This is a genomic window from Clostridium sp. B9 (assembly GCF_050509515.1).
Classification (GTDB): domain Bacteria; phylum Bacillota; class Clostridia; order Clostridiales; family Clostridiaceae; genus Sarcina.
The window spans coordinates 2,274,566-2,301,441 of record NZ_JBNWKA010000003.1 but is presented as its reverse complement, the minus strand read 5'-3'; the positions used below and the strand labels follow the sequence as shown (position 1 = coordinate 2,301,441).

The window sequence follows — 26,876 nt, the reverse complement described above, 5'->3', positions numbered from 1 at the left end:
TATATGTATGTGATTAACTTTATAAGAGGTTTTTTAATGGCATTAGCAGATAGTGTACCAGGAGTATCTGGTGGAACTATAGCTTTCATAATGGGATTTTATAACAAGTTTATAAGCTCATTAAATGCATTAACATCAACAAAAAAGACTGATATGAGTAAAAAGGATGCTATAATATTCTTATTAAAATTAGGAGTAGGTTGGGTAACTGGAATGGTATTATCTATACTGTTCATAGCATCAATTTTTGATAAGGAAATATATAAGATAAGTTCACTATTTACTGGATTTATTATATTCTCTATTCCAATAATAATAAGTGAAGATAAAAAAGCTTTAAAGAAGAATTATGGATATGTAATATATGCTATTTTAGGAATTGCAATTGTAGCTGGAATAACATATTTTAACCCCGCTACTGGTGCAGCAAAAGGGACAAGTTTAGTTTTAAATGAATTCTCACTACCATTAGCTATATATGTATTTATAGCTGGAATGATAGCTATATCAGCTATGGTTTTACCTGGGATTTCAGGTTCTACACTGCTTTTAATATTTGGTCTTTATGCACCGGTTGTAAATGCAGTTAAAGAAACATTAACTTTTAATTTTAGCTACCTTCCTATGCTTATAGTTTTCGGTTTAGGAGTAATAGCGGGAATAATAACTACAATAAGATTAATTAAGTTTTTACTTTCAAATTATAGATCTCAAATGATATATTTCATTATAGGATTAATGATAGGATCTATTTATGCTGTGTTTATGGGACCAACAACTTTAGAAGTTCCAAAAGCGGCTATGAATTTAAGTAATTTTAATTTCTTATTTTTCATAATAGGTGGAGGATTAATAGTAGGATTACAACAATTAAAAGTTTATCTTGAGAAGAAAGAAAAATAATCTAAAAGGTAATTTATAACTAAGGTTAGTATTGCTATTTGCTGGTGGTACTAACCTTTGTTGTTAATATATTTTAGAATAGTGGAGATTTTTAAAATATAACGTAGGAATATTAAACAGTAAGAACGTATTAATTGAAATTTATTATATAAATACTTTGTTATAGTATAAAATTTATAGTATAGTATTAATAAGTTAAAAAATAGTCGGAGGGATAAAGATGTTTTTACAAGAACTAAATAAAGAACAAGGAATAGCTTTTATAAATTTAGTAACTGAGTTTGCTTTAGCAGATGAAGATATAAGAAAAGAAGAAGAAGAGCTAATGAAAGTTTATATAAAAGAGTTAGGCTTAGAAAAAGAAGAGTTAGGCAACATTTCATATGAGGATGCTGTTAAAATAATAAAAGAATCTTCAGATAAAGTTAAAAATATAGTTTATTTTGAACTTGTTAGAATAGGATTAGTTGATGAAGATTGTGATATAGAAGAGGTTGATTTCTTAGAGAAGATAAGTAAGGATTTAAACATATCAAGAGCAAAGAAAATACAAGTAGCAAATTGTTTTTATAATTTCTCAGAAAAAGATGGAGAAGAGAAATTAGAGGATATGGCAAAAGACATAATTGGTTAACATAAAAAAATACTTAAGCTATTTTAGCTTAAGTATTTTTTATTTGTTTACATTACATAATATGGAAAAGTGCTGCTTTTGAGGGTATAATTATAGTAATATGATTTAGGGGGAAGTTATATGGGGAAAATTGCATTTTTAAAAAGAAAAAAAGCAGAGGTATATGAATTTGAGTATAGTGATCAAATAAGAGAATTATGTAAGTTTTATATGATAACAACAAATATAGCTTGGATTTTGGTGCTTTTTGCATTAGTTAAGCCTGTAATAGTTTTACCTTCATTTATAATAAGTTTGATTTTATTTACTACTAACAAAATGAAAGTTTCTTGGAGAGTAAGTGCTTTTTTAGAAAAGATAAGAAATGGTCAAGTAGATGATGCTAGTATGTTCCTAAATAAACTTAAAGGAAAGGTAGATAGAGAAGTTTATGAAGAACTTAAAGTTATATTAAGTAAGAGAAAGAAAAAACTTAAGATAAAATAACATTATATCTTTTATGAATTAATTGTAGGATGTATAATATTTAATAATCAAAAGAAAAGTAAGCTTTGATTGAAATAAGGAGTGTAGAAAACAAAATGAAGAAAAAGTATATGATAGTTATTTCCTTAGATGCAGTTTCATCAAGGGATTTAGATATTATGAAAAAGTTACCTAATATATCTAATTTGATTAAGGAAGGGACTGTTATAAAAAACGTAAAGACAATATATCCTTCTTTAACATACCCAGCACATGTGTCTATAGTTACTGGAAAATATCCAGTAAATCATGGAATAACTAATAATACTGTACTAAAGATAAAGGATAAAAATCCAAATTGGAACTGGTATGGTAATAAAATAAATGGAGAAACACTTTTTGAATTGGCTAAGAATGCAGGGTTAAAGACTGCTGCTATAGTTTGGCCTGTAACTGGTAAAATGAAAATAGATTATAATATGCCAGAGATATTTGAAACAAAACCATGGCATAATCAGATAGTTATGTCAGCTTTAGCGGGGACAATAGGATATCAATTAAAATTAAACAATAAATTTGGACATATAAGAAAGGGAACAAAAGAACCATATTTAGATGACTTTGTAACAGAATGCACTAAATATACAATAGAAAATTATAAGCCAAATTTAACTATGGTACATTTAATAGATGTTGATTCACATAGACATGATTATGGATATAGTAGCAAGGAAGCTTTAGAGGCATTAGAAAGGCATGACAAAAGAGTTGGAGATATAATAGAGGCTTTAAAAAGGGCTAATATATATGATGAAACAACTATAGTTTTATTAGGTGATCATAGTGCTATAGATACGGATAAAGAAATAAGGTTAAATAGTGAATTTAGAAAGAAAAATCTTTTAGAAGTTAAAGATGATAATATAAAGAACTTTAAAGCTATTGCAAGAGAATGTGGAGGATCCTCTTACATCTATTTAAAAGATAAAAATGATAATGAAACAAAGAAACTACTTTTAAATATATTAAATTCATTGAAAGAAGAAGGTGCAATAGAGGAAATAATAGATAAAGAAGAGGCTATTAAAAGGGGCGCTAATGACCAATGTGACTATATGGTAGAAGCTTCAAGAGGATATTATTTTAGTAATTCATTTTTTGGAAATATCGTTCAAGACATTAAAAGTATAAAAGAAGATCATGTATATAAGGCTGTTCATGGATACTCTCCTAATAAAGAACAATATGAAACCTTCTTTTTAGTAAAAGGAAGAGGAATAAAACATGGGTTTGAAATTGATGGAGGAGAGCTTGTAAATCATGGACCAACTTTAGCAAAAATACTTGGATTACAATTTAAAAATAGTGATGGAAAAATTGAAGAGAGAATTTTTGAGAGAGCATAGAATTTAAAAAATATGGTAATAATAATTAATTTATTTAAAATTGTTGAAATTGTCGCAAAATTATGATAAATTAAAATGGTAGAAAATAATATTGCCAATAATTATTTCATAAAATATGTAGATATGTAATTAATTAAAAGAACGCTTATGAATAGCGTTTTTTTTGTTTTATATAGTTAATAAAGTGTTAAAAATGTTAATAAAAATGATATAATGGTGTATGTTAGCAATAAATTATATATGGAGGACAAAAGATGAAAATACTTAAATGGCTTTTAATATTCATACCTATAAGTATTATAGGTGAATTTATGCACTTTTCACCAACAATTATGTTTTTATTAGCGGCTTTAGCTATAGTTCCTTTAGCAGGATTAATGGGGGAAGCTACAGAGGAAATATCATTTTATACAGGACCAAAATTAGGTGGGTTTTTAAATGCTACATTTGGAAATGCTACTGAGCTTATAATATCTTTCTTTGCATTAAAAGATGGACTTTTTGATGTGGTTAAGGCATCAATTGCTGGTTCGGTAATAGGAAATATACTTTTAGTACTCGGTGCTAGTATGTTAGCTGGAGGTTTAAAATACAAAACTCAAGGCTTTAATAAAAAGGTAGTAGAGACAAGTTCAAGTATGCTTTTATTTGCAGTTATTGGACTAACAATACCTGCTATATTTACACATACTATAAAACCTGAATTATTAAACACTACATATGAGAGCATAAGTGTTATTGTAGCAGTAGTAATGTTTGCTATATACATATTAAGTTTAGTATTCTCATTCTTTACTCATAAGGATATTTATGCAGTAGAGCAAGAGGAAGAAGAGGGAGAAGCTAAATGGTCACTAAAGAAAGCTATATTTGTTTTAGTAATTGCCACTGTAATTATAGCCATAGAGAGTGAATTTTTAGTCGGAGCAGTAGAACCTATGACACAAAGCTTAGGATTAAGCGAATTGTTTGTAGGTATAATTCTAATCCCTATAATAGGTAATGCAGCAGAGCATAGTACAGCTATTATAATGGCTATGAAGAATAAAATGGATGTTGCAGTAGAAATAGCTATAGGATCAAGTCTACAAGTTATACTATTTGTTGCTCCAGTTTTAATATTCTTAAGCTTGATATTTAAGCCTATGAGCATTATATTCAATCCTTTTGAATTAGTTGCTTTAATAGTTTCAGTATTAATAGCGAATAGAGTAGTTAATGATGGAGAATCTAATTGGCTTGAAGGAGTTCAACTTTTAGCGGTTTATCTAATAATAGCAGCAATGTTTATGATAGTTTAATAGAAAAATAAAAAACTACCTAGGTTTTATTAAAACTTAGGTAGTTTTTTTCTTGTAATTGGATTTACAATAGCATATTTAGAAATAATATATACTAGTTATAGAAGATTTCTTTTAATAGTTTTATAAGCAGTTTGTTGTCCTCAGGTTTCAATACGCATACTCTGAAGAAATATTCGTTTAATCCTTCAAATGAGGTACAGTTTCTTATAATTATTCCTTTTTTCATAAGGATATCATAAAGTTCTTTAGCAGTTAGTTTTTGTGATGAAATTTTGCAAAGTATAAAGTTGCTATAACTTTTAAATACCTTTAAATCTGCCATTGAGCTTAGTTCATTAAATAAATAGTCCCTTTCATTTTTTAGTTTGGTGGTATTTGATTTTATGTACTCTTCATCTTTAAACATAACTTCACCCATTGAAGTTGCAAATATATTTATATTCCATAAATCAAGTTTTTCTTTCATCTTCTTTTTTGTTTCTTTGTGAGATATAAGTCCATAGCCTAATCTTATTCCGGGAGTTGAGAAGAACTTAGATGTTCCTCTAATTAAGAACAGTTTTGGAAATTTATCTACTAGAGTAGTTGATGAATATATTTCAGGTTCAGTAAATTCAACATAAGTTTCATCAAGCATTACAAAAGTGTTAGTATTAGCTAATAATTCAGTTATTTCATCTTTTGAGAAAGCAAATCCTGTTGGATTATTTGGGTTACATATAATAACTAAATCATAGTTAGAAGAGTTTATTGAATATATTAGCTCTTTGACATCAATTTTAAAGTCATTTTCTTCTTTTGAAAAGAATTTAGCTATTTCACAATTTATTTTTTCAAGTTCACTTTCATATTCTGAGTATGAGGGAGAAAGTAAAAGTGCTTTTTTAGGATTTATTATCTCTATGAAAGAAGAGATAAGTTCAGTAGCACCGCTACCTACTATTATATTTTCTTTTAAGCAGCCACAGTAAGTAGAAATTGATTCTTTTAAAGTTTTATATTCAGGATCTGGATACATAGAAACCATATCTATATTATTTAAAACAAATTCCTTTGCTTTTTGTGATGCTCCAAAAGGATTTATATTTGAACTAAAATCTTTAATTTCTTTTTTTTCAAAACCTAGCTTATTTGATAAGTCAAATAAGTTAGCTCCATGATTTGTACTCATAATTAACCTCCTAAGTTAAGTTCTACTATTTATTATATACTTATAATAAAGTTTTTTAAAATAAAAAATAAAAGGTTTAAGTCTTTAATATGACCTAAACCTTTAAAATTTATGCTATATATCCTGCAGTTGTATTTTTTGAACTCATAGCTTTTATTAATCTATTAATAGGTAAAAGAGTAAGTATTATTATACATATGATTCCATCAGCACCTATTAAAGAGCCGTTTACAAATAGTGAATAAATTATTGGAGACATTCCTTCTGGAGCATAGCTTCCGAAGAAAACAACTCCAGAAATAAAATGACACACAAATCTTAAGAAGATTGCAATGATGGCTCCCGAAATTTTGTGGTTTTTAAAGAATCCTGCAACTCCTAATGCCATATAAGGCAATGGATAATCAAATAAAACTTGAACTGGCTGAAGAATATATGGATCTATAAATAGTGATATTATACCAAATAAAAAACCAGTAAGCATACCAACAAGTGGACCATAAGCAAATGCTATAAGTATTATAGGAACCATAGCTCCTATAGTTATACCTCCTCCTTGAGGAAACTTATATATTTTTAACATGTTTAATACAGTAGTTAAAGCTAATGCTATACCAATGGTTGTAATCATTTTTGTATCAAACTTAATATCTTTGGATTTTATAAGTAGTAAAAATATTAATAGACATGCTATTAATGTAAGTAATGTAAGTGGATTAGTTATTATTTCTTTAAAGTTTCCACCTAAGTTAATCTCTGAAAAACTGTTTATAAAGTCATTTATTATTTCAGAAAATGACATCATAATTTAACCCCTCCTTTTAATAAATGCATAGGGAGGGTAGAAGAAAGAATAAAAAAACCGAATTCTTTAATAAGAATCCGGTTAAAATTCAGCCTAAAACGCTTCCCTACGCTGGAATTAACCAGATCAGGTGTTTGAGGGTTAATAGCTATAAGCTATTTCTCAGCCAAAGGGCACCCCTAGCACATGAAAATAATTCTAAATTAATTTTAGCTCTAAATCTTATTTAGGTCAAGTTAAAATAATAAAAACTTTCAATTAATAAATATTATTCCTTAGGCTTTCTTATAAACAAATTATTTATATAAAATTCTTCATCGGTTGATTTAGAAATTGAATTAGATCTACTTAAAGTGCCTAATCTTAAACTGTTTACTGTTCCAACCAAATCTAAAATACCATATCCTAGATTTCTATTAGGGTATTTATCGTTAGGTCTTTTTTTACAACCTCTAATCAAAAATGTTTGGAGTTTTTGAGCATACATTGTTGGATTGTTTCCATCTATAATACTCCATTGGAGAAGTAGAGCACAACAGCCCGCAGTTACAGCAGCTGCTACACTTCCGCCTGAAACAAGGGAAGAGCCACCACCTGGTTTAGTTGCTATTGCATTTATTCCTCCAGCAGCTATGATTGGCTGAACTATATTATTTCTAGTAAATCCCTCACCAGAACTTGACACTATGGCATTATTATTTTGATTATAGTATGCAGCAGTAATTATATTTGCACAAGTACCAGGCTCTGTTAAGGTAGTTTCCTTAGTTGGAGATAAGAATTTAGTGTTTGGAGCGAGTAATTCCCTTTGAAGAATCCATGCGTCATATTTACCATATACTATATATTCTCCTGTTAGAATGAATTTCCATATACCTTCTGTTATATTATTTGCGCGAATAAGTATGGATTCATCACCAGTGAATTCATCAGGTGAGTCGTAGGCAATCTCCATAGTTGTTCCTTCATATATAAATTTAATATTATAATATAGACCAAATAACCCGACTTTAGTATCGAAGACGGTAATGTTTTTTATTGTTTCGCCAGAAGGAGATGATATACTTAAAGTGAATTTATCAGGTTTTTTACCGTAAATTTGAAGTATGATGCCTTTTTGATTCTTATCTATATTTAATTCTATTATGCTATTTAAGCCTTTTCCAGGTATTTTACTAGAAGTATGTGTATCTGTATTACCTTGATTACCAGTTGAGTTAACAACTACAATACCTCTCTTAGTAGATATTTTATTTATATATCTTTCTAAATTGCTTTCACCAGAATGAGGTCCAAGATTACCACCAATACCTATATAGATTACAATGGGTTTCTGATACTTTATTGCTTGGGTATAAAGATATTTAACTGCAAGGATTGTATCAGTATTTTTATATATAGGAATATTATTTTTAGGATAAAATAATTTTGTAGAGCTTTCAAAGGCTTCTTCTAATTTAACTATTATAAATTTACAGTTTGGAGCGGCTCCTATGAAATCTCTGTTTTTACCACGACCACCTGCAATAGAAGCCATTTGGGTTCCGTGTCCTATATCATCTTTTGATGGAACTATTGTATATGGATCTCCTCCAGCTTTGAAAAGTTTTATAGCTTCATTAATTTCATTTTCACTATATTCGCTGCCATGAAGCATTCCTTCGGGAGTTTTATCTGAATCAATAGTTTGATCCCAGATAGAGATTATTCGTGTAGAATCATCTTCTAGCATAAATTCATCGTTTAAATAATCTATACCAGTATCAATCATACCTATTATTACATCCGTTCCTGTAAGGTTTATATACGGGTTACGATGAAAATTTGTTGCAGAGGAAGCTTCTACTGGGGAGACATTTTCCAAGGTATAGAGTGCTCCTATTTCTGCAAGTATAAAAGGTTGTACCTCTTTTAGCAAAATATCAAGCTTGTCTTCTTTTAAAGAGAGTATAGCTATTCGTTCATCTATTATATATATACTTGCATCTGGAATATCTTCAATTATCTTTTCTATATCACCAAAATATTCAATAACCAGGTTTATAAAATCTGGGTCATTATAAAAGTTTTTTATCATAATAGCTCCTAATTAAAGTGATAATAATTATATTATTCATAAAAAAAATTAAAGTTCTATAAATAATGAGAAGATAATATTTAACCTATACCACCATATGCTATTCCTAATACAATTACTAGAACAGTTACTATCACGAATACATATTTTCCAAGAGGAATAAACCATTTTCCAAGAGGGTGTTTAGCACCTTTATTAATCTCTAATAATACTTCTTCTCCTCCAATTATATAGTAGAATACAAAAGCGACAATTAAAGCACAAAGAGGGGAGATTACTATTGTTATTAAGTTTGAAAAATTATCAAATGAGGTCATATTTACTGCAAGTGGAAGTCCTAATATAAAACAAAAAAATGATATTACCAATGAAGTTTTAACTCTATTTTTATTAAAAATAGCCATGAAAGCTTCAACAGGCCCTTCTAACATGTTCACTGAAGAGGATATAGCAGCAAAAATTATGCTAAGGAAAAATAATGAACTTAATAGCGTTCCAAAATTCATCTCTTGAAATACTTTTGGTAAAGTTATAAATAATAGTGATGGACCAGAAGATGGATTTAAGCCATAAGAAAATACAGCAGGCATTATCATAAATGAAGCTAAAAGTGCTGCAATTGTGTCAAAAATAGCTGTCTGTACAGCTGATTTAGGAATATCAAAATCAGTATTAATATAACTTCCGTAAACAACCATTCCACAACCATTAAGAGAGACAGTAAAGAATGCTTGGCCTAACGCCATTACCCATGTATCAACTTTTAAAAGATTTTCCCATCTTGGAACTAATAGGTACTTTACACCTTCAGAAGCTCCAGGAAGTGTTAAAGATCTTATAGTTAAAATGATAAATATCAATAAAAGAAGAGGCATTACTATCTTATTAGCTTTTTCAATTCCCTTACCTATACCTAAACAAACTATTAATAGAGTTAAAATTATTGCTAGTCCAAACCAAAAGATAGTAGAGGAAGTTCCTGCAAATTCATTGAAATATGAAGTGGTATCAATTGAAGTTATATTTCCACTTACACTTAAGAAAAAGTATTTTAAAATCCATCCAATTACAATAGAGTAGAATATAAATACTCCAATTAAACCAAGTGGAGGAAGTATTCCAAAAAGTCTACCACCTTTTAATGATTTACTTTTAAATGATTCCACAATTCCAGTGTAAGAACCAGCTTTAAATTTTCTTCCAAAAGAGAATTCAGTCATAAGTCCAGTAGTACCTAAGATAAAAACAAATAAGAAATATGGTATTAAAAATGCAGCTCCTCCATATTGTCCAAGTCTGTAGGAGAAAAGCCATATATTACCTAATCCTAAGGCTGCGCCTACACAGGAAATTACAAATCCAAACCTCCCAGTAAATTTTTCACGTTCTTTCATAGTGATTACCTCCTAAAAATTTTTTGTTCGTGGCCATCTTTTAAACTAGTGTTTATTTATAGAGATAGATGAAAAATCATCTTAATGAGTAATATAAATCTTATTAATCATTGAGTTGGTTTTAAATATATAGCTAGAAATCAACACTCACTTAAAACAAAGCCTTATTTATAAATAAAAAAATAGGTCATATAGTTAAACTACATGACCTATTGAGAAATCACTTATGTAAGGTCATATAGTATTACCTATGTGACCTATTTTTGTTAACGTAAACTAAGCCATCATAGATACATTCCAAATTTCTTGGAGTTTGTATCTATGACTTAATTTTATTTAAAATCATAAATACAAACTATCTATAATAGCAATAATAAAAGTTATTAAGTTTTGCTATGCATAAGTTTGTATTACTCATAATCTTTTCTCCTAAAATAAATTTAAATTGATTATATATCTAATATTTAAAAAAAGCAAGTACATTTTATTAATTTATATCATAAACTATATTCAGATTTAATGATTTAGCAAGTTTATAAGCCTCTTCCATAGTTGAATCCCAAAGGTCTTTAGGATTATGACAATCAGAATTTATTATGGTTTTAACACCTTTTTGAGAGACTTTTTTCCAAAATGCTTCATGGGGGTATGGATATCTTTCACCATCACAAAATTTAGTTAATCCTCTTCTTAAACCATTAGCATTAAATTCTAATATAAAGTCATATTTTTTAGCAGTATCAATTATTAAATTACAAGCTTCCTCACAATTTTCATCCCAAGGAAAATCATTTATAAATATTAAATCAGGGTGAGCTATAAATGAAAAGTAGTTTGTTTTTATTCCTTCACATATACTTTTAGCATATTCTATGTAATCTTGTGTGCTTTCCAAGGAATATGTATGCTTAAGCTCACCATCCTCATTTAAAAACATGTGTTGACCAAGACCTAAATAATCAAAATTTAATTCGTTTACAAGATAGTTGTAGTAGTAATCATCAGAGTTTAAATATTCAATTTCTAAGCCAACTTTAATTTCAATAGAATCTTTAAATCTTTCTTTAAAAGAACTTAAAGTTGAATGATACTCATCTAGTTCATTAAAATTCATTCTAAGCCCAAATCTATTATCAGGATAAGGTCCATGATCACTAAAACCTAATTTAGAGATATTATTTTCTAAAGCTTTATTTATATAATCTATGTCTTCTCCTACTGCGTGTTTACATCTTTTGGTATGTGTATGAAAGTTAATTTTTTTTAACATAAATCCCACTCCTTTCCTTCAAATTAAAGTATATCAAAAAATAGAATAAAAATTAAATGTTAATAAAATATTAACTGAAGAAATGTTAACAAAAAGTTCTTTGACTTTTTTTGCGCTATAAAATAAAATTAATCCACGCAAGTAATAACGTAGGTTAAGAGCGGATATTTGTTAAAAAAATAATTATTAAAATAAGATTTTTTTATTATTAATATTTAAAGGAGATATGAACATGGGGTAAAATTTTGATTTGATTTTTTGAACTTAAACATTATTTTAAATTTATTATTAGAAGAGGTAAAAGAAAGAAATGAAAATAAGATTAATAAAAGAACATGAGATTGAAAAAGTTAAAAGTATTTATGATAATGTTGTTAAAGAAATGAATTCAAGAGGTCTTTATAACTGGAATTCAACCTATCCCAATACAGATATTATATTTAAAGATATTTCAAACAAACATCTATATGGGTTAGAGTTTTCAGGTGAGATTGTTGCAGTTGCAGCTATAAATGATTATGCTTACGATGTTTATAATGATATAGAGTGGAAAGTTGAAGGACCATTTTTATCTTTTCATAGAATAGCCGTTTGTCCATGTCATAGAGGCAAAGGATATGGAAGGAAAATAATAGATTTTGCGGAGGCTATGGCTAAAGAAAAAGAGTACAAGGCTATGAGAATTAGTGCTTATCATAAAAATGAGAGTGCAGTAAATCTTTATAAAAATTTAGGATATATTCATGTAGGGGATATGTCATCTATGAGAGATATAGTTGAACCTTTCTTATGTCTTGAAAAAGCTATAATGTGATAATGATATAAACCAACTTAGAGTATTATGAAAATACTGTAAGTTGGTTTTTTATTGTTAAATTCGTATTAATGTTAGGTTAATTTAGAATATTTAAATTAGATTGAACATAAATATATTAATAGGGCATTTTACAAAATAGAAGTTTTTTCATCAAATTTTTAACTAATCCTACTTTGAATTTAGGACTAGTTATTTAAATAATAAACAAATAAAGAGTGATTTAAACATATATAGTAAAATGTCTAAGTTTTAGAGAGGAGGTAAAAATAACAAATAAATATAAAAAAACAAGGGGGATTTTTATGAGAAAAAATTATAAGGTTTTACTTACTAAGGCTTTAGCACTTAGTATGGTAGGAGGTCTATTTTCAGCATATCCAGTTTTAGGTGCTGAGAATAATAATGAGCTAGCCGAAGATTTAATAATATCAGAATATTTACATGGACCTTCAAATTCTAAAGCTATAGAAATTTATAATGGAACAGGAGAAAGTGTAAATCTTTCAGAATATGATTTAGCCATATATTCAAATGGAAATTATAGTGGAAGTCCAGTTTCACAAGGGTTAAATGACTCTATAGTAAATCATGGAGAAACTTTTGTAGTTTACAATATTCAAGGGAATGATGAAAACTTTAATTTAAAAATAAATGGAATTGAAAATAAATTAGGAGTAAGTAGTCAGCCTTTAGGTTTTAATGGAGATGATGTTGTACTTTTAAGAAGAAACAATGGATCAGAGTATGAGATTATAGACTCATTTGGAGCTAAAACTATAAAAGGAAGTAAATTTTATACTAGTAAATCTATAAGTGCACAAAGAAAGGGAGAAATAAAGGATGGAGAAAAGAATATAGATAATACTCCTTTTGATATAAATGTGCAATGGGATTCTGAAGTAACTAATTTATATGATGATTTAGGAAAGCATGATATATCTTGGGATGGAGGAGAAACATTACCGCCTTCAGAAGAGATTATTTCAATAGGTGATGCAAGAGAAAAGAATTTAGGAGAAGAGGTTACGGTAAAAGGAGTGGTTTCTTATAATGATAGAAATTCAACACTTCATATACAAGATGAAACAGGTGCTATAGCTATATCAAATTTTGATTCTAAAATTGATTTAAGTGAAGCTACAAAAGGTAACGAGATTGAAGTAAGTGGAGTTTTAGACAATTATAATTCATTGCTTCAAATTCAAGCTACAAAAATAAAAGTCTTAGAAGATAAGGGGATGCCAAACCCTAAGGTTGTAACTATTAAAGAGCTTAATGAACAAAATTTTGATTCTCATTATGTAGAGATAAAAAATGCAATAGTCAATATAGAGGAGAAGACCTTAACTCAAGGAAATGATGTATTAGATATTTACTACATTCCATCAGATATAAATGTGGAAACTGGTGATTTGGTAAATGTAAAAGGTGTTGTAGGAAGGTTTAGAGGAAATGTTCAATTATATGGAGCATCATCAGAGTTTACTGAAATAGTAGATGATAAAGAAGCGCCAGTAATAACTCATGAGGCATTGACAAAGGCTAATTTGAATGAAAATTTAGTAATTGAAGCTATGGTTAGTGATAATCATAAAGTAAGTGAAGTTTCTATTTATTATAAGAGCGTAAATGAAGTTGAATTTAAAAAGATAATAGCAACTGAAAATGATGGGAAATATTTAGCAACTATAAATAAAGAGGAATTAGATAGTTTAGGATTAAATTATTACATTGAAGCTAGCGATGGATTAAATACTTCAAGAGTACCAGTAGAGGGAGTATTTACTGTAGAAATAGTAGATGAAGATTTAAATGGACCAGAAGTTATAAATGTTTATCCAAGCGAAAATTCAAGTATAGGAGAAAATAGAACTCCTATAATAAGTGGAGCCTTTAAGGATGCTGCAGGAGTAGATGTAAGCAGTGTACTTATTAAAGTAAATGGACAAGATGTTACTTTAGATTCTAAGATAACAGAGGAAGGTTTTACTTTTGAAGTTAAAGAAGCTTTAGACGATGGAGAACATAGAGTAGAAGTATCTTTAAGAGATAATTTAGGAAATGCAGCTTCTAAAGAATGGAGATTTAGAGTTGGTAAATTAAATCATTATTATGGACAACTTCATTCTCATACCAATATATCAGATGGTACAGGAAGCTTAAATGATGCTTATGAATGGGCAAAAAACCAAGGGAATGCTGATTACTTTGCAGTTACTGACCACTCAAATTGGTTTGATAATGATACATCAGCAAATATAAATGATGGATCAATGAGTAAGGCTTGGACAGAAGCACAAGCAATATCTGATAACTATAATATTGATGGTGAGTTTGTTTCAATGTATGGATATGAGATGACATGGTCTGGCTCAACTGGAGGCTGGGGACATATAAATACATTTAACACTCCAGGGTTTGAAACAAGAAAAAATAGTGACATGAATTTAAAAGCTTATTATGATACAATCTCAAAGCTTCCACAATCAGTTTCTCAATTAAATCATCCAGGTAAAACTTTTGGTGATTTTGGAGACTTTGGTTTCTATAGTGAAGGTGCTGATAATGTTGTTAACTTAATAGAAGTAGGAAATGGAGAAGGTCCTATAAGAGGAAGTGGATATTTTCCAAGCTATGAGTATTATACAAGAGCTTTAGATAAAGGTTGGCATGTAGCTCCAACTAATAACCAAGATAATCACAAAGGAAAATGGATGACAGCTAATGATGCAAGAACAATCATAGTTGCAGAGGAAAAAACAAGAGAAGCCTTGTATGAAGCAATGAATGATAGACAAGTTTATTCATCAGAAGATAAGAATATGACCATTGATTATTCAGTAAATGGACAAATAATGGGAAGTAACTTAGGTGAACCAGAAAAACTAAACTTCAATATATCAATAAATGATGAAGATAAGGATGATATTATAAAGAAGGTATCTATTATAGCTAATGGTGGAGTAGAGGTTGCATCTAAAGAGTTTACAGGAAATGAAGCTGAATGGAATTTTGAGCTTAGTCCAGAGTACACATATTACTATGTAAAAGTTGTACAAGCTGATAAGGATATAGCAGTTACTGCTCCAGTATGGATTGGTGAAAGTATAAATGTAGGATTAAATGAACTAGAAACAGATAAGGAAATGCTTTTTGTTGGAGATACAGCTAAACTTTCAATAGCATTTTATAACAATAGTTCAAATTTATTAAATAATATAAAAGTAGAATTTTTTGTTGGAGAAGTTTCAGAGGAAAATAAAATCGGAGAAGAAGTTATTGAATCATTAGATGGAAATAGCTTGAAAGAAACTTCAGTGGATTGGATACCAGATAGAGCTGGAGAATTTAATATATATGCAAAAGCTACAGTTAATGTAGACGGTGCAGACAAGATATTTACAAAGAGTTTAAAGCTTGAGGTAGTGAATGAGGGCGATGTCTATAAAGTAATGATAGATGGAGCACACTCTAACCAATATGTAACAGGAAATTATGCAGGTAAAATTGATGCCTTTGAAAAATTATTAATGGATAGTGGTGCTATTCCTATGATAAATATGAATGAGATAACAAAGAGCTCTTTAGAAGATATTGATTTATTAATAGTAACTGATCCTCAAGGTACAGATAATCCTAAATATAATGAGTATAAGAGTAAGTTTACAGAGGAGGAAATTAAAGCTATAGATGAGTATGTTGAAAATGGAGGAAATCTAATAGTAACTACAAGAGCTGACTATAAGGACGGTATTGGTGAATACAGTAATGGAGCTCAACTCAACCCTATATTAGAAGCAATAGGAACTGCATTAAGAGTAAATGATGACCAAGTAGCTGATTATGAGAAAAATGAAGGACAACAATACAGATTAATGCTTAATAATTATGACTCTTCAAATTATAACTTAGTAGAAGGACTAGGAGAAGAGGATTTATTTAGCTTCTATAGTGGAGCATCAGTTGTATTAGCTGATGGTGAAACTGGGGAAAATGTTGATTTCTTAGTAAAAGGTTATGAGACTACAAGTACAGATGATGCTGATAAGGCAGCAGATAATGTACCAGTTGAGAAGGGAAATGTAAATGTATTAGGCGCAGAAGAACTTTCAAATGGATCAAAAGTAATAGTTGGAGGAAGTACATTCTTCTCAAACTTTGAAATTGATGATACTAATGCCCAAACTAAGAGTAATAAAGAAGTAGTTCAAAATATAATAGATTGGATTTTACCAGAGAAAGAAGCAGAGAAAATAAGTATTAAAGATTTTAGAGTAGATGAAAATGGAGATGGTGTTCCTGATAAATTAGGAGAAAAATATGTTCTAGAGGGAATAGTAACATCTCAATCAGAAGCAATAGAGCCTAAAAATGCTTTCTTTGAAGTAATATATATTCAAGATGAAACTGGTGGAGTAAATGTATTTGGAGTATCAAACACTCCTGTTAAAGTTGGACAAAAAGTAAGAGTTAAAGGAACTGTTCAAGCTTATCAGGGAGAATTTGAAATAGAGATAAGTGATGAAGATAGTGATATAGAGATAATAGATGAAACTATAAATGAGGTTGAAACTAAGAAGTTATCAACAGGAGATAGTATGCTTCATGAGAATGAAGGATGGCTAACAGAAGTTAAGGGTACTGTAGTCGATATGGATGAGAGTAATCTTTATATAGATGATGGTTCAGGAGTTTCAAGAGTATATGTTGAAGGATATATATGGGATGGAATAAATGAAGACATGAAAGGTAAGTGGAATCCAAATATAAAGATTGGTGATACTGTATCTGCTATTGGATTAGGTTCAGAAGATCCAGAGGGCAATAGATTGAGGGTTAGAAATACTGGAGAGATAGTCTTACATGAAGAGGAAGAAATAATAGTAAGTCCAGTAAAGGAATTTAAAGCATCTGAAATTAATAAAAAGAATGTTACAGTAACTTGGAAAAGTCCAGAAAATACTACAGGCTTAGAAGGATATATTCTATATAAAGATGGAAAAAAAGTTATGGAAGTTAATGCTTCTAACTTAGAATATACTTTTAAAGGTTTGAATAGACATACAATCTATAACTTTAAGATTGCTGCAAAATATTCAAATGGAAAAATTTCTAGTAAAGAATCAATAACATTAAGAACGAAAAGATAAGGAAAAGTATAGGGAAAGTAGGATGAACTTAGATTTTATTTTCATGTTTGTATGAAAATAACTCTAATTTTGATTATATTTTATGTTTTTAATCAAGTGGTGATTTTTAGTGAAAAATGCAAGTCAGTATTAATGAAAAATTAGAGTTTTTATTAATATAAATAGATAATGGAAAGTATTCAAGAAATTATTTTAGGCTTGAAGATATTACTAGAAATCTCCACTAATTTAAAACAAAATATTTAAATATGTATGTTAGGGAGAAATATATGATAAGGGTGAAAAAAGGGGTTAATGCTTTAATAGTTGTTATTTTATGTTCTTTTTCAATATTAGGAATATCTGAATTAATATTTAGAAGTGGATTTATAAATGATAGATTAAATAAAAATGTAGAATATTATGAGGGCAATGTAAAGAGAATAACAAAAGAAATGTTAGAAAGTGATAAATACATAGAAGGAATAGATTTAGGGTATCAGAATATTGTTATAGAAATTTTAGAGGGGCCATATGATGGGAAAGAGTATGAGATAGTAAACAATGTGAGTAGAATTTATAATATGCCTGTAGAAGAAAATACAAAGGTTATTTTAGGATTCTTTTATGAGGGTGAAGAAATTAAGGATATATCAGTTTATAGCTATAAAAGAAGTAACATAATATTTGTTTTAGCAATTTTATTTGTACTAGCTATTGTAGCTGTTGGAGGATTTAAAGGAGTAAAATCTTTAATAGCTTTAATTTTTACTTGCACTTGTGTAATATTTTTAATGATTCCACTTATGCTTAAAGGAGTAAATCCTATATTGTCAGCTATAATTTCAGCATTTTTAAGCATTGTTGCCACCTTGATTTTGATATCAGGTAATAATAAAAAAACACTAACGGCTATTATAGGTACATTAAGTGGCGTAGTAATATCTGGAGTAATTGCAATGATATTCGGAAAGCTTGCAAAGTTATCTGGAATTAGTATGGAAGAAGCTGAAAGTATGATGTATATAGCTGAAAATACTTCTCTTAATATACATGGGTTGATGTTTGCTGCTATTTTAATAGCATCATTAGGTGCAGTAATGGATGTATCAATGTCTATAACATCAGCTATATTTGAAATAAAAGAGATTAATCCTGAATTGAGTAGAGTTGGATTGTTTAAAAGTGGAATGAATATAGGAAAAGATATTATAGGAACAATGGCCAATACTCTTATATTAGCTTTTGCAGGAGGATCCTTAAATACATTAATAATGCTTTATTCAGCTAATATGAGTAAAAATCAAATTATGAATTTAGATGTTATAGGAATAGAGATTATACAAGGGTTATCAGGAAGTATAGGTATAATATTAACGGTTCCAATTACAGCGCTTGTAGCAAGTTACTTTTGTACAAAAAATATTGTCAAAAGTAAATATAAAGTTAAAATATAATTAACTTATATAAAGAGTTGAAGAAATTATTTTATAAATTGCTAATAATATGGTAGTATATTTCTAGCATATTATGTTATTTAACTAAGACCAAAAGAGGAGAGCTAGAATGAGTAAACAGAAGAAAGAGTTTTTGATTATTGGTACTGGATTAATAGGGTTGTCATTATTTCTTCACTATGTCCACTATCTAATATTTAGAGACCTACATCACACATTAATATTTTTATTTGCTGATATAGCATTTATCCCTATGGAAGTTTTCTTTACGACACTAGTATTAGATAAGCTTTTAGAAAAAAGAGAGAAAGATCACTTAAGGGATAAGTTAAGTATGCTTATAGGAGTATTCTTCAGTGAACTAGGAACAGATGTTTTAAGTACATTCGTTCATACAGATCATAACGCAGAAACTATTGCTAAGGAAGCTATAGTAACAAAAGAATGGAATAAAAATGATTTTAAACATTTGGAGATATTAGTAAAGGAATATGATTATAAGGTTAATATAAATGAAATAGATTTAATAGCCTTAGAAGAGAAGTTAAATGATCAGAAGGATTTAGTAATCAATTTAGTTACAAACCCAATGCTTATAGAACATGAAGAGTTTTCGGATATGTTAATGTCAATGCTTCACTTAAGAGAAGAACTTACTAGTAGGTGTTCTCATAAGTTGGAAAATTATGAAATTATGCATTTAGAAAAAGATATAAATGTAGCTTATAAATATTTAGCTTTTGAGTGGGTACAGTATATGAAGCAATTAAAGGGAAATTATCCTCAATTATTCTTAAAGGCTTTAATAATGAATCCATTTGATAAAAGAAGTTTAAGAGAAAGAGAACGCAAATACTTAAAAGAAAATAAAAATTGTATAGATTAAATAAAAAGGACAAGGTATTAAATCTTAATACTAGATTTATACCTTGTCTTTCTATTCTGTAATATGCTCTATTTTTGAAATGTAATTTTTAACATTTTCTAAAACATCATCGTCTCCAACATACATAATTATGTCATCAGCCATTATTTTGAAGTATGGACCTGGAGAAAGGAACATTTCACCATCTCTTTTTATTCCTATAATTGTAGCTTTTGTATTATGCCAAAAGTTTAAATCACCAATGCTCTTGCCAACAGCAAAGCTTTCACTTTCTACTATGCTTTCAAAAGGGATTACAGTTCCAACATTTCTAAGTTGAGTGGCAAACTCTATTAAGCTATCTATATTATCGTGTAGCTTTTTATCAAGTTCTCTCTTTGCCTTAAGTATTTGATAAGTATCGTTACTAAGTGCTGTAAAGTCCGATTGAGCTTTGAATTTACTTAAAAAGTCTCTAGCATTTTTTTTGCTATTTATTATAATTCCACTTTTTTCGTTAACTGACACTACATCCATATCTTTAAGTAGGGCAATTGAGCGACGGATTGTTTCAGGTGAAACTTTATATATACTAACCAGGGTAGTACGTCCTGTTATTTTGCTTCCTTCTTCAAAATCATTATTAATAATTCTATTTGCTATATCTATAGCTATTTTTATGTAATTTGGTGTTTTTGTACGTTTAGCCATTTTAGACAACACCCTCCTATGAAATATGGTAAATAAGGGAGATAAAGATACCCTCATTGATTTTATCACTTGAGATTGGAAATGTAAATCACTAATGGTATTTGAATGCTAACAACTTATATGATAATATAAAAGTGTCAGTTTGATTCGAAAAGTTTTATAGTGGATTTTAAATAAAACAACTTTGATGAAAGGTTGCTTTATTTTTTATCTAAACTGACAACTTTATATTTTTATAAAGATTTCAGAAAGGGGAGAGATTATGAATTTGAATTTTTTAGAGAAAAACTTTTGGAAGAAAAACTTAATATATTTAAGTTCAATTATATTTTCATTAATTATATTTGTATGGGGAGTGTTTTTTGAGGAACAGTTTCAAAGTGGAGTTAGTACAACCTATAATTTTATAATAAAAAATCTATCTTGGGTTTATTGTGGATTGATTTTAGCTTTCTTTATATATTGCATATGGATAGTATTTAGTAAATTTAAAAATGTAAAATTAGGTGATGACAATTCAAAGCCTGAATTTTCAAATATAAGCTGGTTTGCTATGTTATTTAGTGCTGGAATAGGAGTAGGTCTTGTATTCTGGGGAGTAGCAGAACCACTTACACATTACTTTAAGCCACTTGATATGAAAGGTATGACAGATCCTGCTTTAGAATTTGCTTTTACAAAGTCATTTTTACACATGGGGCTTTCAGCATGGGCTTGCTATGCAGTACTTGCTTTAGGACTTGCTTATATGCATTTTAGAAGAAAGAAGCCTATGCTAATAAGTAGTTTGCTATCACCTTTAATAGGAGAGGAAAGAGCTAATGGAGTTATTGGTAAGATAATAGATATGATGACTGTTTTAGCAACGATGGCTGGAATAATAACATCACTTGGTATGGGAACATTACAGGTTTCTAGTGGATTAAATTATGTTTTTGGAATTCCAGAAACTAATACTATAAAAATAGTTATAGTTCTTATAATAACAGTTTTATTCTTAATATCAGCTTGTTCGGGAGTTGGAAAAGGAATAAAGATAATATCTAATACAAATATAATTTTAGCAATGATTTTATTTGTAGGCGCTATGATAGTTGGACCTTTTGGAGATATGGTAAGTAACCTTATATTAGGATTAAAAGGATATGCTATAGAAATGGCAACAACAAATAATAATATATTCATAAGTGGAGAATGGTATGGGAAATGGACTATATTCTACTGGGGGTGGTGGCTTGCATGGGCTCCGTCAGTAGCTATATTCATAGCTAGAATATCTAAAGGAAGAACAATAAAAGAATTTATTTTGGGTGTCTTATTCGTACCAGCAGGATTTTGTATAGCTTGGATGACTGTTTTTGGAACATTAGGAATAAATGTTGCAGATGCAGTAGGAATTGAAGCAATAAGCAAGGTTGAGACAACGCTGTTTGTAGTATTCAATCAGTATCCTATGGGAAAATTTTTATCAATACTTGCGATAATTCTTATCTTTACATTCTTTATAACAAGTGCGGATTCAGCAACTTATGTTTTAGGAATGATAGTATCTAATGGAGAGATAAAGGTTAAGAATTCTAAAAAGATAGTATTAGGAACTATTCAGTCATTATTAACTCTTGTTCTTTTATTTGCAGGAGGATTAGAGATAATCCAAAACTTCTCAATTATAATGGCTTTACCATTTGGAATTATAATGTTTTTAGGAGTAATAGCTTTTACAAAAGCATTATATAAAAATGAGGTTTTAGAAGAGAAAAGTTTAATAGCTAAAACTAAAGAAAAATTTAATAATTTTAAAATTAAAAAAGTTGAATATGATGCTTAATTAGATTAATAAGCGCTATAAAGGATAAATTTAGACCTTTATAGCGCTTGTTTTTATTATTTTTTTAGGATATATATATAGGAATTTGACATATTATTTTTGTATCAATCATATAAATATAAAGTAATGAAAATATATAATAGTGTAATGGAACTTTGGGGGTGGAATTTTGTTAAAGAATAGGGATAAAATTAAGAGATTGATAGCCTGCGGAATTGCAGCAAGTATAGTGTCAGTTAATAGCTTTTCTGTTCTTGCAACGGAAACTAATAAGAGAACAGAGAAGGTTAACTTAGCTTTAAATAAACCAACTCAAGCATCATCAAGAGAGGTACAAGATAAGTTTGGATCAGAAAAGATAACTGATGGAATTAAAGATAAGCCATCAGATTCAGCTTCTAAACCAGGTGATTCAAGGTGGTCTAGTGAAAGAAGTGTTCCTCAGTGGATTTATATTGATTTTGAGGAAGCAACTACATTTGACCAAGTAGATATTCTTTGGGATGGATCATATTCAAGTAGTTATAGTTTAGAAGTATCAGACGACGGTAATACTTGGACTGAAGTTTATTCAACTACAGAAGGAGATGGAGATCAAGATTCAATTAATCTTGAAAACGATGTAACTGCTCAGTATTTAAGAGTAAGTTGTAATAACTCAGAGCATGATTGGGGAAATGTATCAATTTATGAAGTAGAAGTTTATGACAATGAGGGAGAAGTAGCTCCTCCTACAGAAGAAGGGGTTAACATAGCTCTAAATAAGACAGCTACATCTTCAGGAAATGAAACGAATTCACTTACTCCGGATAAAGTAGTTGATGGAGATACTGAATCTAGAACTTCAAGATGGTCAAGTAACCATTTCACAAGTGGACATCAATGGCTTACTATAGACTTAGGAGAGGTTAGCACTTTTGATAAAGTAAGATTATTCTGGGAAGCTGCTAATGCAAAAGTTTATGAAATTCAAATTTCAGATGACAATGAAAATTGGACATCAGTTCATAGAAATGAAAGTGGACAAGGTGGAGTTGAAACAATAGAGCTTGCAGAAAAGCAAAGTGCTAGATATGTAAGAGTATATTGTGAAGAAAATAATCCAGCTGTTTGGTCAACAGTGTCATTATATGAAATTGAAATATACAATGGAGATATTCCTGCATCAAATAATATTGATGATGTTATTAATAATTTAGAGGTTCCAGCTATAAATAAAGGTGATACTAAGCTTCAAATGCCGACGGTTCCAGAAGGGTTTGAAATATCATTTATAGGAGCTGATTATAATCAAATAATTGGAGATGATTTAACAATAAATGAGCCTTTAGTTGATACTACTGTAATTGTTGATTTTGAGGTTACAAAAGGAAATCAAAGTAGAGAGACTAAAGGGATTGAGATTACTGTCCCAGGTAAATATCAAGGTTCTTTAGGAGAAAATACAAAGCCAGAGGTTGTTCCAAGCTTAAGAGAATGGGTTGGAACTGATGGGAACTTTATAATAAATGACTCAACAAGAATAGTTATAGATCCAGCTTATGAAGAAGAATTAAATAGAACAGCTACAGAGTTTAAAGCAGATTATGAAGAGATTGTTGGGAATACAATTGAAGTTGTATATTCAACAAATCCTCAAAAGGGAGATTTCTATTTCACATTAGCTTGTGAGGATAAGAGTATTGGTGAAGAAGGATACTATATGTATATTGCTGACTACTTAAAAGTAGAAGCTACCCATGACACTGGAGCATTTTATTCAACAAGATCAATACTTCAAATATTACAACAGAATGGAGATACAATTCCACAAGGAATAGTAAGAGACTTCCCAAGATATGAAAATAGGGGATTTATGCTTGATGTTGGAAGAAAGTTCTTCACTATGGATTATCTAGAGCAATTCATGGAGGTTATGTCATGGTACAAAATGAATGATTTCCAAATTCATTTAAATGATAACTATATATGGATTAATGAAGAAAATTATCAAGATGCATATTCAGCATTTAGACTAGAAAATGAAACTTATCCAGGATTAACAGCTAAGGATGGTAGCTATACTAAGGAGGAGTTTAGAGAGTTTATAGAAATGTCAGAAGAACATGGAGTTGAAATAATTCCTGAAATAGATGTTCCGGCACATTCTTTAGCATTTACTAAGTATGACCCAAGTCTAGCATTAGGACCAGGAAGTGGAAGAGATCACTTAAATATAAATAAACAAGAGACTTATGACTTTGTTGATGGATTATTTGAAGAATATTTAGGTGGAGATAATCCAGTTTTCGGAGATAATGATTTTCATATTGGAACTGATGAATACTCATCACAATATTCAGAAGCTTTTAGAAGATTTACTGATAATTATCTTACAAAAGTAAGAGATGAGTATGATAGGACTCCTAGATTATGGGGAAGTTTTGATAGGTTAACAGGAGAAACACCAGTTACTAGTGAGAATATCACTATGAATATATGGAGCTTAGATTGGGGAAGACCTAAATCTATGATAGATGCAGGTTACGATATAATAAATACTAGAGATACTGATCTTTATATAGTACCTCAAGCTGGATACTATAGAGATTATTTAGATACAAGAAATCTTTATAATAATTGGGAGCCGAAAAATTTTGGGAATACTGTATTAGCAGCAGGTGAGCCACAACTAAAAGGTGGAATGTTTGCAGTATGGAATGATCAAATATGGGAAAAAGCTAATGGTATAGGAGAAAGGGATGTTTACGATAGAACATTACCTGCAACTCAAGTATTAGCTGAAAAAATGTGGGCAGCCCCAAATGATGAGAGAAGTTATGATGAGTTTATTGAAACTGCTGAAAAGGTAAAGGATATTCCAAACTCAAATTTAACTTACGATGTTGAGTCTAAAACTGAAGTTGTAATGGATTATGACTTTGAAGGAGAGTCTGTAGATAATATAGAGGATCTTTCAGGAAATGAATATAATGCTACATCTACTAATGTAACTTCAGTAGATGGAAAAGAAGGAAAAGGAATTAAATTAGCTGGTGGAGAAAGCTATATTGATACACCGGTAGAAAATAAAGGCTTAGACTACACTGTATCTATGTGGGTTAAAAAGGATGCTAATGGAGATTATAGTGAGCAAATCTTAAGTGAGTCTAATACAGGAGTATTAAAGGCTTGTCAAAAGGAAACTGGTAATGTTGGATTCTCAAGAGAAGGTTATGATTATTCATTTGATTATAAATTACCAGAAGATCAGTGGGTTGAGTTAACTTTTGTTGGGGAATTAAATAAGACTACTTTATATGTAAATGGAGAGTTAGTTGATACTATAAACAAAGCTAATGGTGGAAAAGTTGGAACTTTCATTTTACCTTTAGATAGAATAGGAAGTGAAACTAATTCATTTAAAGGAAGTGTGGACGAAGTAACTGTTAAGGATGGAGCATTTAAAATTGTAGATCCTACTGCTATTCCGCAAGAGCAAATGACTGCTACTGCAAGTAGTGAACATCCTAATATAGGTTCAGAAGGAATAGCAGAGTTTGCTATAGATGGAGATGAAAGTACTATTTGGCATACTAAATGGAGTCCAGTAGAACAATTACCACAGCATATTACTTTGGATTTAGGTGGAACTTATAATGTAAATAAATTTACTTATATGCCTAGACAAGATGCTTTAAATGGAAGTATAAGTAAGTATGAGCTTCAAGTAAGTACTGATGGTGAAAACTTCACTAAGGTTACAGAAGGTGATTGGACAGCTGATAACACAACTAAGACAGTAAAATTTGATGCTGTAGAAGCTACTCATGTAAGACTTATAGCTAAGGAAGGACATGGTGGGTTTGCATCAGCTGCTGAAATAAATGTTCATCAAGAAATAGAGACTCCAGAAGTAAGTGCTGGAACAAGCTTTTTAACTATGCCAGAGAGTGTAAATGTTAATGAAAACTTTGATGTATTCTTAGGAGCTAACGAAATTAGAGAAGGATTATCAGCTTATGCTGCTGAGTTTACATTAAAATATAATCCAGAAGTATTTGATTTAGTGGAAATTACAAATGGAATAGATGGAGTATTTGTAAATCATAAAGAAGTAGAGCCAGGTACAGTTAAGATAGTAGCTGCTAGTTTAGGAACTCCAATTGAGAGTGCTTCAAACTTAATCAAGGCTACACTTACTCCAAAAGTTGCTTCAGTAAGTGAAACAATAGAGATAACTTCAGCTAATTTAGGTGATGGAGAAGCTGGTAAAGTTCATGAGTTGGAATTAACTAGTGGAACTTTAGCTGTAAATGAAGATGCTCAGGAAATCGTAGTTAATCCAGTAAGAAACTTTGATGCTACTACTATCAATAAGAAGAGTGTAACAACATCATGGGAAGCTCCAGAAACTACTCATGGATTAGAGGGATATGTTCTCTATAAAGATGGTAAGAAAGTTGCAGAAATAGGTGCTGATGAAACTGAATTCACATTTAAAGGATTAAGTAGACACACAATATATAATTTTAAAATTGCTGCTAAGTACTCAAATGGAGAACTTTCAAGTAAGGAATCAATTACTTTAAGAACTGCAAGATAGTTATATAATAAAATTGGGACTAGGGTTTGTTTTAAACTCTAGTCTTTTTTTATAT

General features: G+C 29.6%; 17 protein-coding genes and 1 riboswitch. Of the genes, 11 read left to right on the top strand and 6 right to left on the bottom strand.

Features of this window, described 5'->3' with window-relative positions:
* Positions 1-3 precede the first annotated feature (3 nt).
* From ACQZHJ_RS10240 to cax, 5 genes are all read left to right on the top strand, one after another.
* Positions 4-903, top strand: coding sequence for a DUF368 domain-containing protein (locus ACQZHJ_RS10240; protein ID WP_430485457.1), 900 nt, complete (start codon positions 4-6; stop codon positions 901-903).
* Positions 904-1,123: 220 nt separating this feature from the next.
* Positions 1,124-1,537, top strand: a complete 414-nt coding sequence (locus ACQZHJ_RS10235) for a hypothetical protein (RefSeq protein WP_430485456.1) — start codon at positions 1,124-1,126, stop codon at positions 1,535-1,537.
* A 120-nt stretch (positions 1,538-1,657) separates the two neighbouring features.
* A complete protein-coding gene (locus tag ACQZHJ_RS10230; RefSeq protein ID WP_430485455.1) occupies positions 1,658-2,023 on the top strand; it encodes a hypothetical protein in 366 nt (121 codons plus the stop codon).
* A gap of 95 nt (positions 2,024-2,118) precedes the next feature.
* Positions 2,119-3,408, top strand: a complete 1,290-nt coding sequence (locus tag ACQZHJ_RS10225) for an alkaline phosphatase family protein (RefSeq protein WP_430485454.1) — start codon at positions 2,119-2,121, stop codon at positions 3,406-3,408.
* Positions 3,409-3,662: 254 nt separating this feature from the next.
* The gene (gene cax / locus ACQZHJ_RS10220) at positions 3,663-4,709 is read left to right on the top strand and encodes a calcium/proton exchanger (RefSeq protein ID WP_430485453.1); all 1,047 of its coding nucleotides are present in this window, start codon (positions 3,663-3,665) and stop codon (positions 4,707-4,709) included.
* Between the two features lie 94 nt (positions 4,710-4,803).
* On the opposite strand, the gene ACQZHJ_RS10215 is transcribed toward cax, so the two are convergent.
* The 5 genes from ACQZHJ_RS10215 to ACQZHJ_RS10195 all read right to left on the bottom strand — a co-directional run bounded on the left by ACQZHJ_RS10215 (position 4,804) and on the right by ACQZHJ_RS10195 (position 11,429).
* A complete protein-coding gene (locus ACQZHJ_RS10215; protein ID WP_430485452.1) occupies positions 4,804-5,883 on the bottom strand; it encodes a pyridoxal phosphate-dependent aminotransferase in 1,080 nt (359 codons plus the stop codon).
* A gap of 109 nt (positions 5,884-5,992) precedes the next feature.
* Positions 5,993-6,688 carry an energy-coupled thiamine transporter ThiT gene (gene thiT, locus ACQZHJ_RS10210; RefSeq protein ID WP_430485451.1) on the bottom strand — a complete coding sequence of 232 codons (696 nt, stop codon included), beginning with the start codon at positions 6,686-6,688 and terminating at the stop codon, positions 5,993-5,995.
* An 86-nt stretch (positions 6,689-6,774) separates the two neighbouring features.
* A riboswitch (TPP riboswitch) is annotated at positions 6,775-6,879 on the bottom strand.
* A gap of 77 nt (positions 6,880-6,956) precedes the next feature.
* On the bottom strand, positions 6,957-8,765 hold the full coding sequence (locus ACQZHJ_RS10205; protein ID WP_430485450.1) for a S8 family peptidase: 1,809 nt from the start codon (positions 8,763-8,765) through the stop codon (positions 6,957-6,959).
* An 80-nt stretch (positions 8,766-8,845) separates the two neighbouring features.
* Positions 8,846-10,159: a sodium-dependent transporter gene (locus tag ACQZHJ_RS10200; protein WP_430485449.1), complete on the bottom strand. Its 1,314-nt coding sequence runs from the start codon at positions 10,157-10,159 to the stop codon at positions 8,846-8,848.
* Between the two features lie 487 nt (positions 10,160-10,646).
* Complete coding sequence (locus ACQZHJ_RS10195) at positions 10,647-11,429, bottom strand: histidinol-phosphatase (protein WP_430485448.1); 783 nt, start codon at positions 11,427-11,429, stop codon at positions 10,647-10,649.
* Positions 11,430-11,739: 310 nt separating this feature from the next.
* Here ACQZHJ_RS10195 and ACQZHJ_RS10190 point away from each other — a divergent pair, with 310 nt between their 5' ends.
* The 4 genes from ACQZHJ_RS10190 to ACQZHJ_RS10175 all read left to right on the top strand — a co-directional run bounded on the left by ACQZHJ_RS10190 (position 11,740) and on the right by ACQZHJ_RS10175 (position 19,718).
* Positions 11,740-12,243, top strand: a complete 504-nt coding sequence (locus ACQZHJ_RS10190) for a GNAT family N-acetyltransferase (RefSeq protein WP_430485447.1) — start codon at positions 11,740-11,742, stop codon at positions 12,241-12,243.
* 305 nt (positions 12,244-12,548) lie between these two features.
* Positions 12,549-17,396, top strand: coding sequence for a CehA/McbA family metallohydrolase (locus tag ACQZHJ_RS10185; RefSeq protein WP_430485446.1), 4,848 nt, complete (start codon positions 12,549-12,551; stop codon positions 17,394-17,396).
* A 269-nt stretch (positions 17,397-17,665) separates the two neighbouring features.
* Complete coding sequence (locus ACQZHJ_RS10180) at positions 17,666-18,832, top strand: YibE/F family protein (RefSeq protein ID WP_430485445.1); 1,167 nt, start codon at positions 17,666-17,668, stop codon at positions 18,830-18,832.
* Positions 18,833-18,941: 109 nt separating this feature from the next.
* Positions 18,942-19,718: a hypothetical protein gene (locus ACQZHJ_RS10175; RefSeq protein ID WP_430485444.1), complete on the top strand. Its 777-nt coding sequence runs from the start codon at positions 18,942-18,944 to the stop codon at positions 19,716-19,718.
* 51 nt (positions 19,719-19,769) lie between these two features.
* On the opposite strand, the gene ACQZHJ_RS10170 is transcribed toward ACQZHJ_RS10175, so the two are convergent.
* Positions 19,770-20,408 carry a TrkA C-terminal domain-containing protein gene (locus ACQZHJ_RS10170; protein WP_430485443.1) on the bottom strand — a complete coding sequence of 213 codons (639 nt, stop codon included), beginning with the start codon at positions 20,406-20,408 and terminating at the stop codon, positions 19,770-19,772.
* Between the two features lie 262 nt (positions 20,409-20,670).
* Here ACQZHJ_RS10170 and ACQZHJ_RS10165 point away from each other — a divergent pair, with 262 nt between their 5' ends.
* Together ACQZHJ_RS10165 and ACQZHJ_RS10160 are read left to right on the top strand one after the other, a co-directional pair.
* On the top strand, positions 20,671-22,236 hold the full coding sequence (locus tag ACQZHJ_RS10165) for a BCCT family transporter (protein ID WP_430485442.1): 1,566 nt from the start codon (positions 20,671-20,673) through the stop codon (positions 22,234-22,236).
* Positions 22,237-22,405: 169 nt separating this feature from the next.
* A complete protein-coding gene (locus ACQZHJ_RS10160; protein WP_430485441.1) occupies positions 22,406-26,821 on the top strand; it encodes a discoidin domain-containing protein in 4,416 nt (1,471 codons plus the stop codon).
* Positions 26,822-26,876 lie beyond the last annotated feature (55 nt).

What these genes read in the sequence shown, in the direction of transcription:
- ACQZHJ_RS10240 (WP_430485457.1), top strand. Translation starts at nt 4, where the DNA reads ATGTATGTGATTAACTTTATAAGAGGTTTTTTAATGGCATTAGCAGAT.
- ACQZHJ_RS10235 (WP_430485456.1), top strand. Translation starts at nt 1,124, where the DNA reads ATGTTTTTACAAGAACTAAATAAAGAACAAGGAATAGCTTTTATAAAT.
- ACQZHJ_RS10230 (WP_430485455.1), top strand. Translation starts at nt 1,658, where the DNA reads ATGGGGAAAATTGCATTTTTAAAAAGAAAAAAAGCAGAGGTATATGAA.
- ACQZHJ_RS10225 (WP_430485454.1), top strand. Translation starts at nt 2,119, where the DNA reads ATGAAGAAAAAGTATATGATAGTTATTTCCTTAGATGCAGTTTCATCA.
- cax (WP_430485453.1), top strand. Translation starts at nt 3,663, where the DNA reads ATGAAAATACTTAAATGGCTTTTAATATTCATACCTATAAGTATTATA.
- ACQZHJ_RS10215 (WP_430485452.1), bottom strand. Translation starts at nt 5,883, where the DNA reads ATGAGTACAAATCATGGAGCTAACTTATTTGACTTATCAAATAAGCTA.
- thiT (WP_430485451.1), bottom strand. Translation starts at nt 6,688, where the DNA reads ATGATGTCATTTTCTGAAATAATAAATGACTTTATAAACAGTTTTTCA.
- ACQZHJ_RS10205 (WP_430485450.1), bottom strand. Translation starts at nt 8,765, where the DNA reads ATGATAAAAAACTTTTATAATGACCCAGATTTTATAAACCTGGTTATT.
- ACQZHJ_RS10200 (WP_430485449.1), bottom strand. Translation starts at nt 10,159, where the DNA reads ATGAAAGAACGTGAAAAATTTACTGGGAGGTTTGGATTTGTAATTTCC.
- ACQZHJ_RS10195 (WP_430485448.1), bottom strand. Translation starts at nt 11,429, where the DNA reads ATGTTAAAAAAAATTAACTTTCATACACATACCAAAAGATGTAAACAC.
- ACQZHJ_RS10190 (WP_430485447.1), top strand. Translation starts at nt 11,740, where the DNA reads ATGAAAATAAGATTAATAAAAGAACATGAGATTGAAAAAGTTAAAAGT.
- ACQZHJ_RS10185 (WP_430485446.1), top strand. Translation starts at nt 12,549, where the DNA reads ATGAGAAAAAATTATAAGGTTTTACTTACTAAGGCTTTAGCACTTAGT.
- ACQZHJ_RS10180 (WP_430485445.1), top strand. Translation starts at nt 17,666, where the DNA reads ATGATAAGGGTGAAAAAAGGGGTTAATGCTTTAATAGTTGTTATTTTA.
- ACQZHJ_RS10175 (WP_430485444.1), top strand. Translation starts at nt 18,942, where the DNA reads ATGAGTAAACAGAAGAAAGAGTTTTTGATTATTGGTACTGGATTAATA.
- ACQZHJ_RS10170 (WP_430485443.1), bottom strand. Translation starts at nt 20,408, where the DNA reads ATGGCTAAACGTACAAAAACACCAAATTACATAAAAATAGCTATAGAT.
- ACQZHJ_RS10165 (WP_430485442.1), top strand. Translation starts at nt 20,671, where the DNA reads ATGAATTTGAATTTTTTAGAGAAAAACTTTTGGAAGAAAAACTTAATA.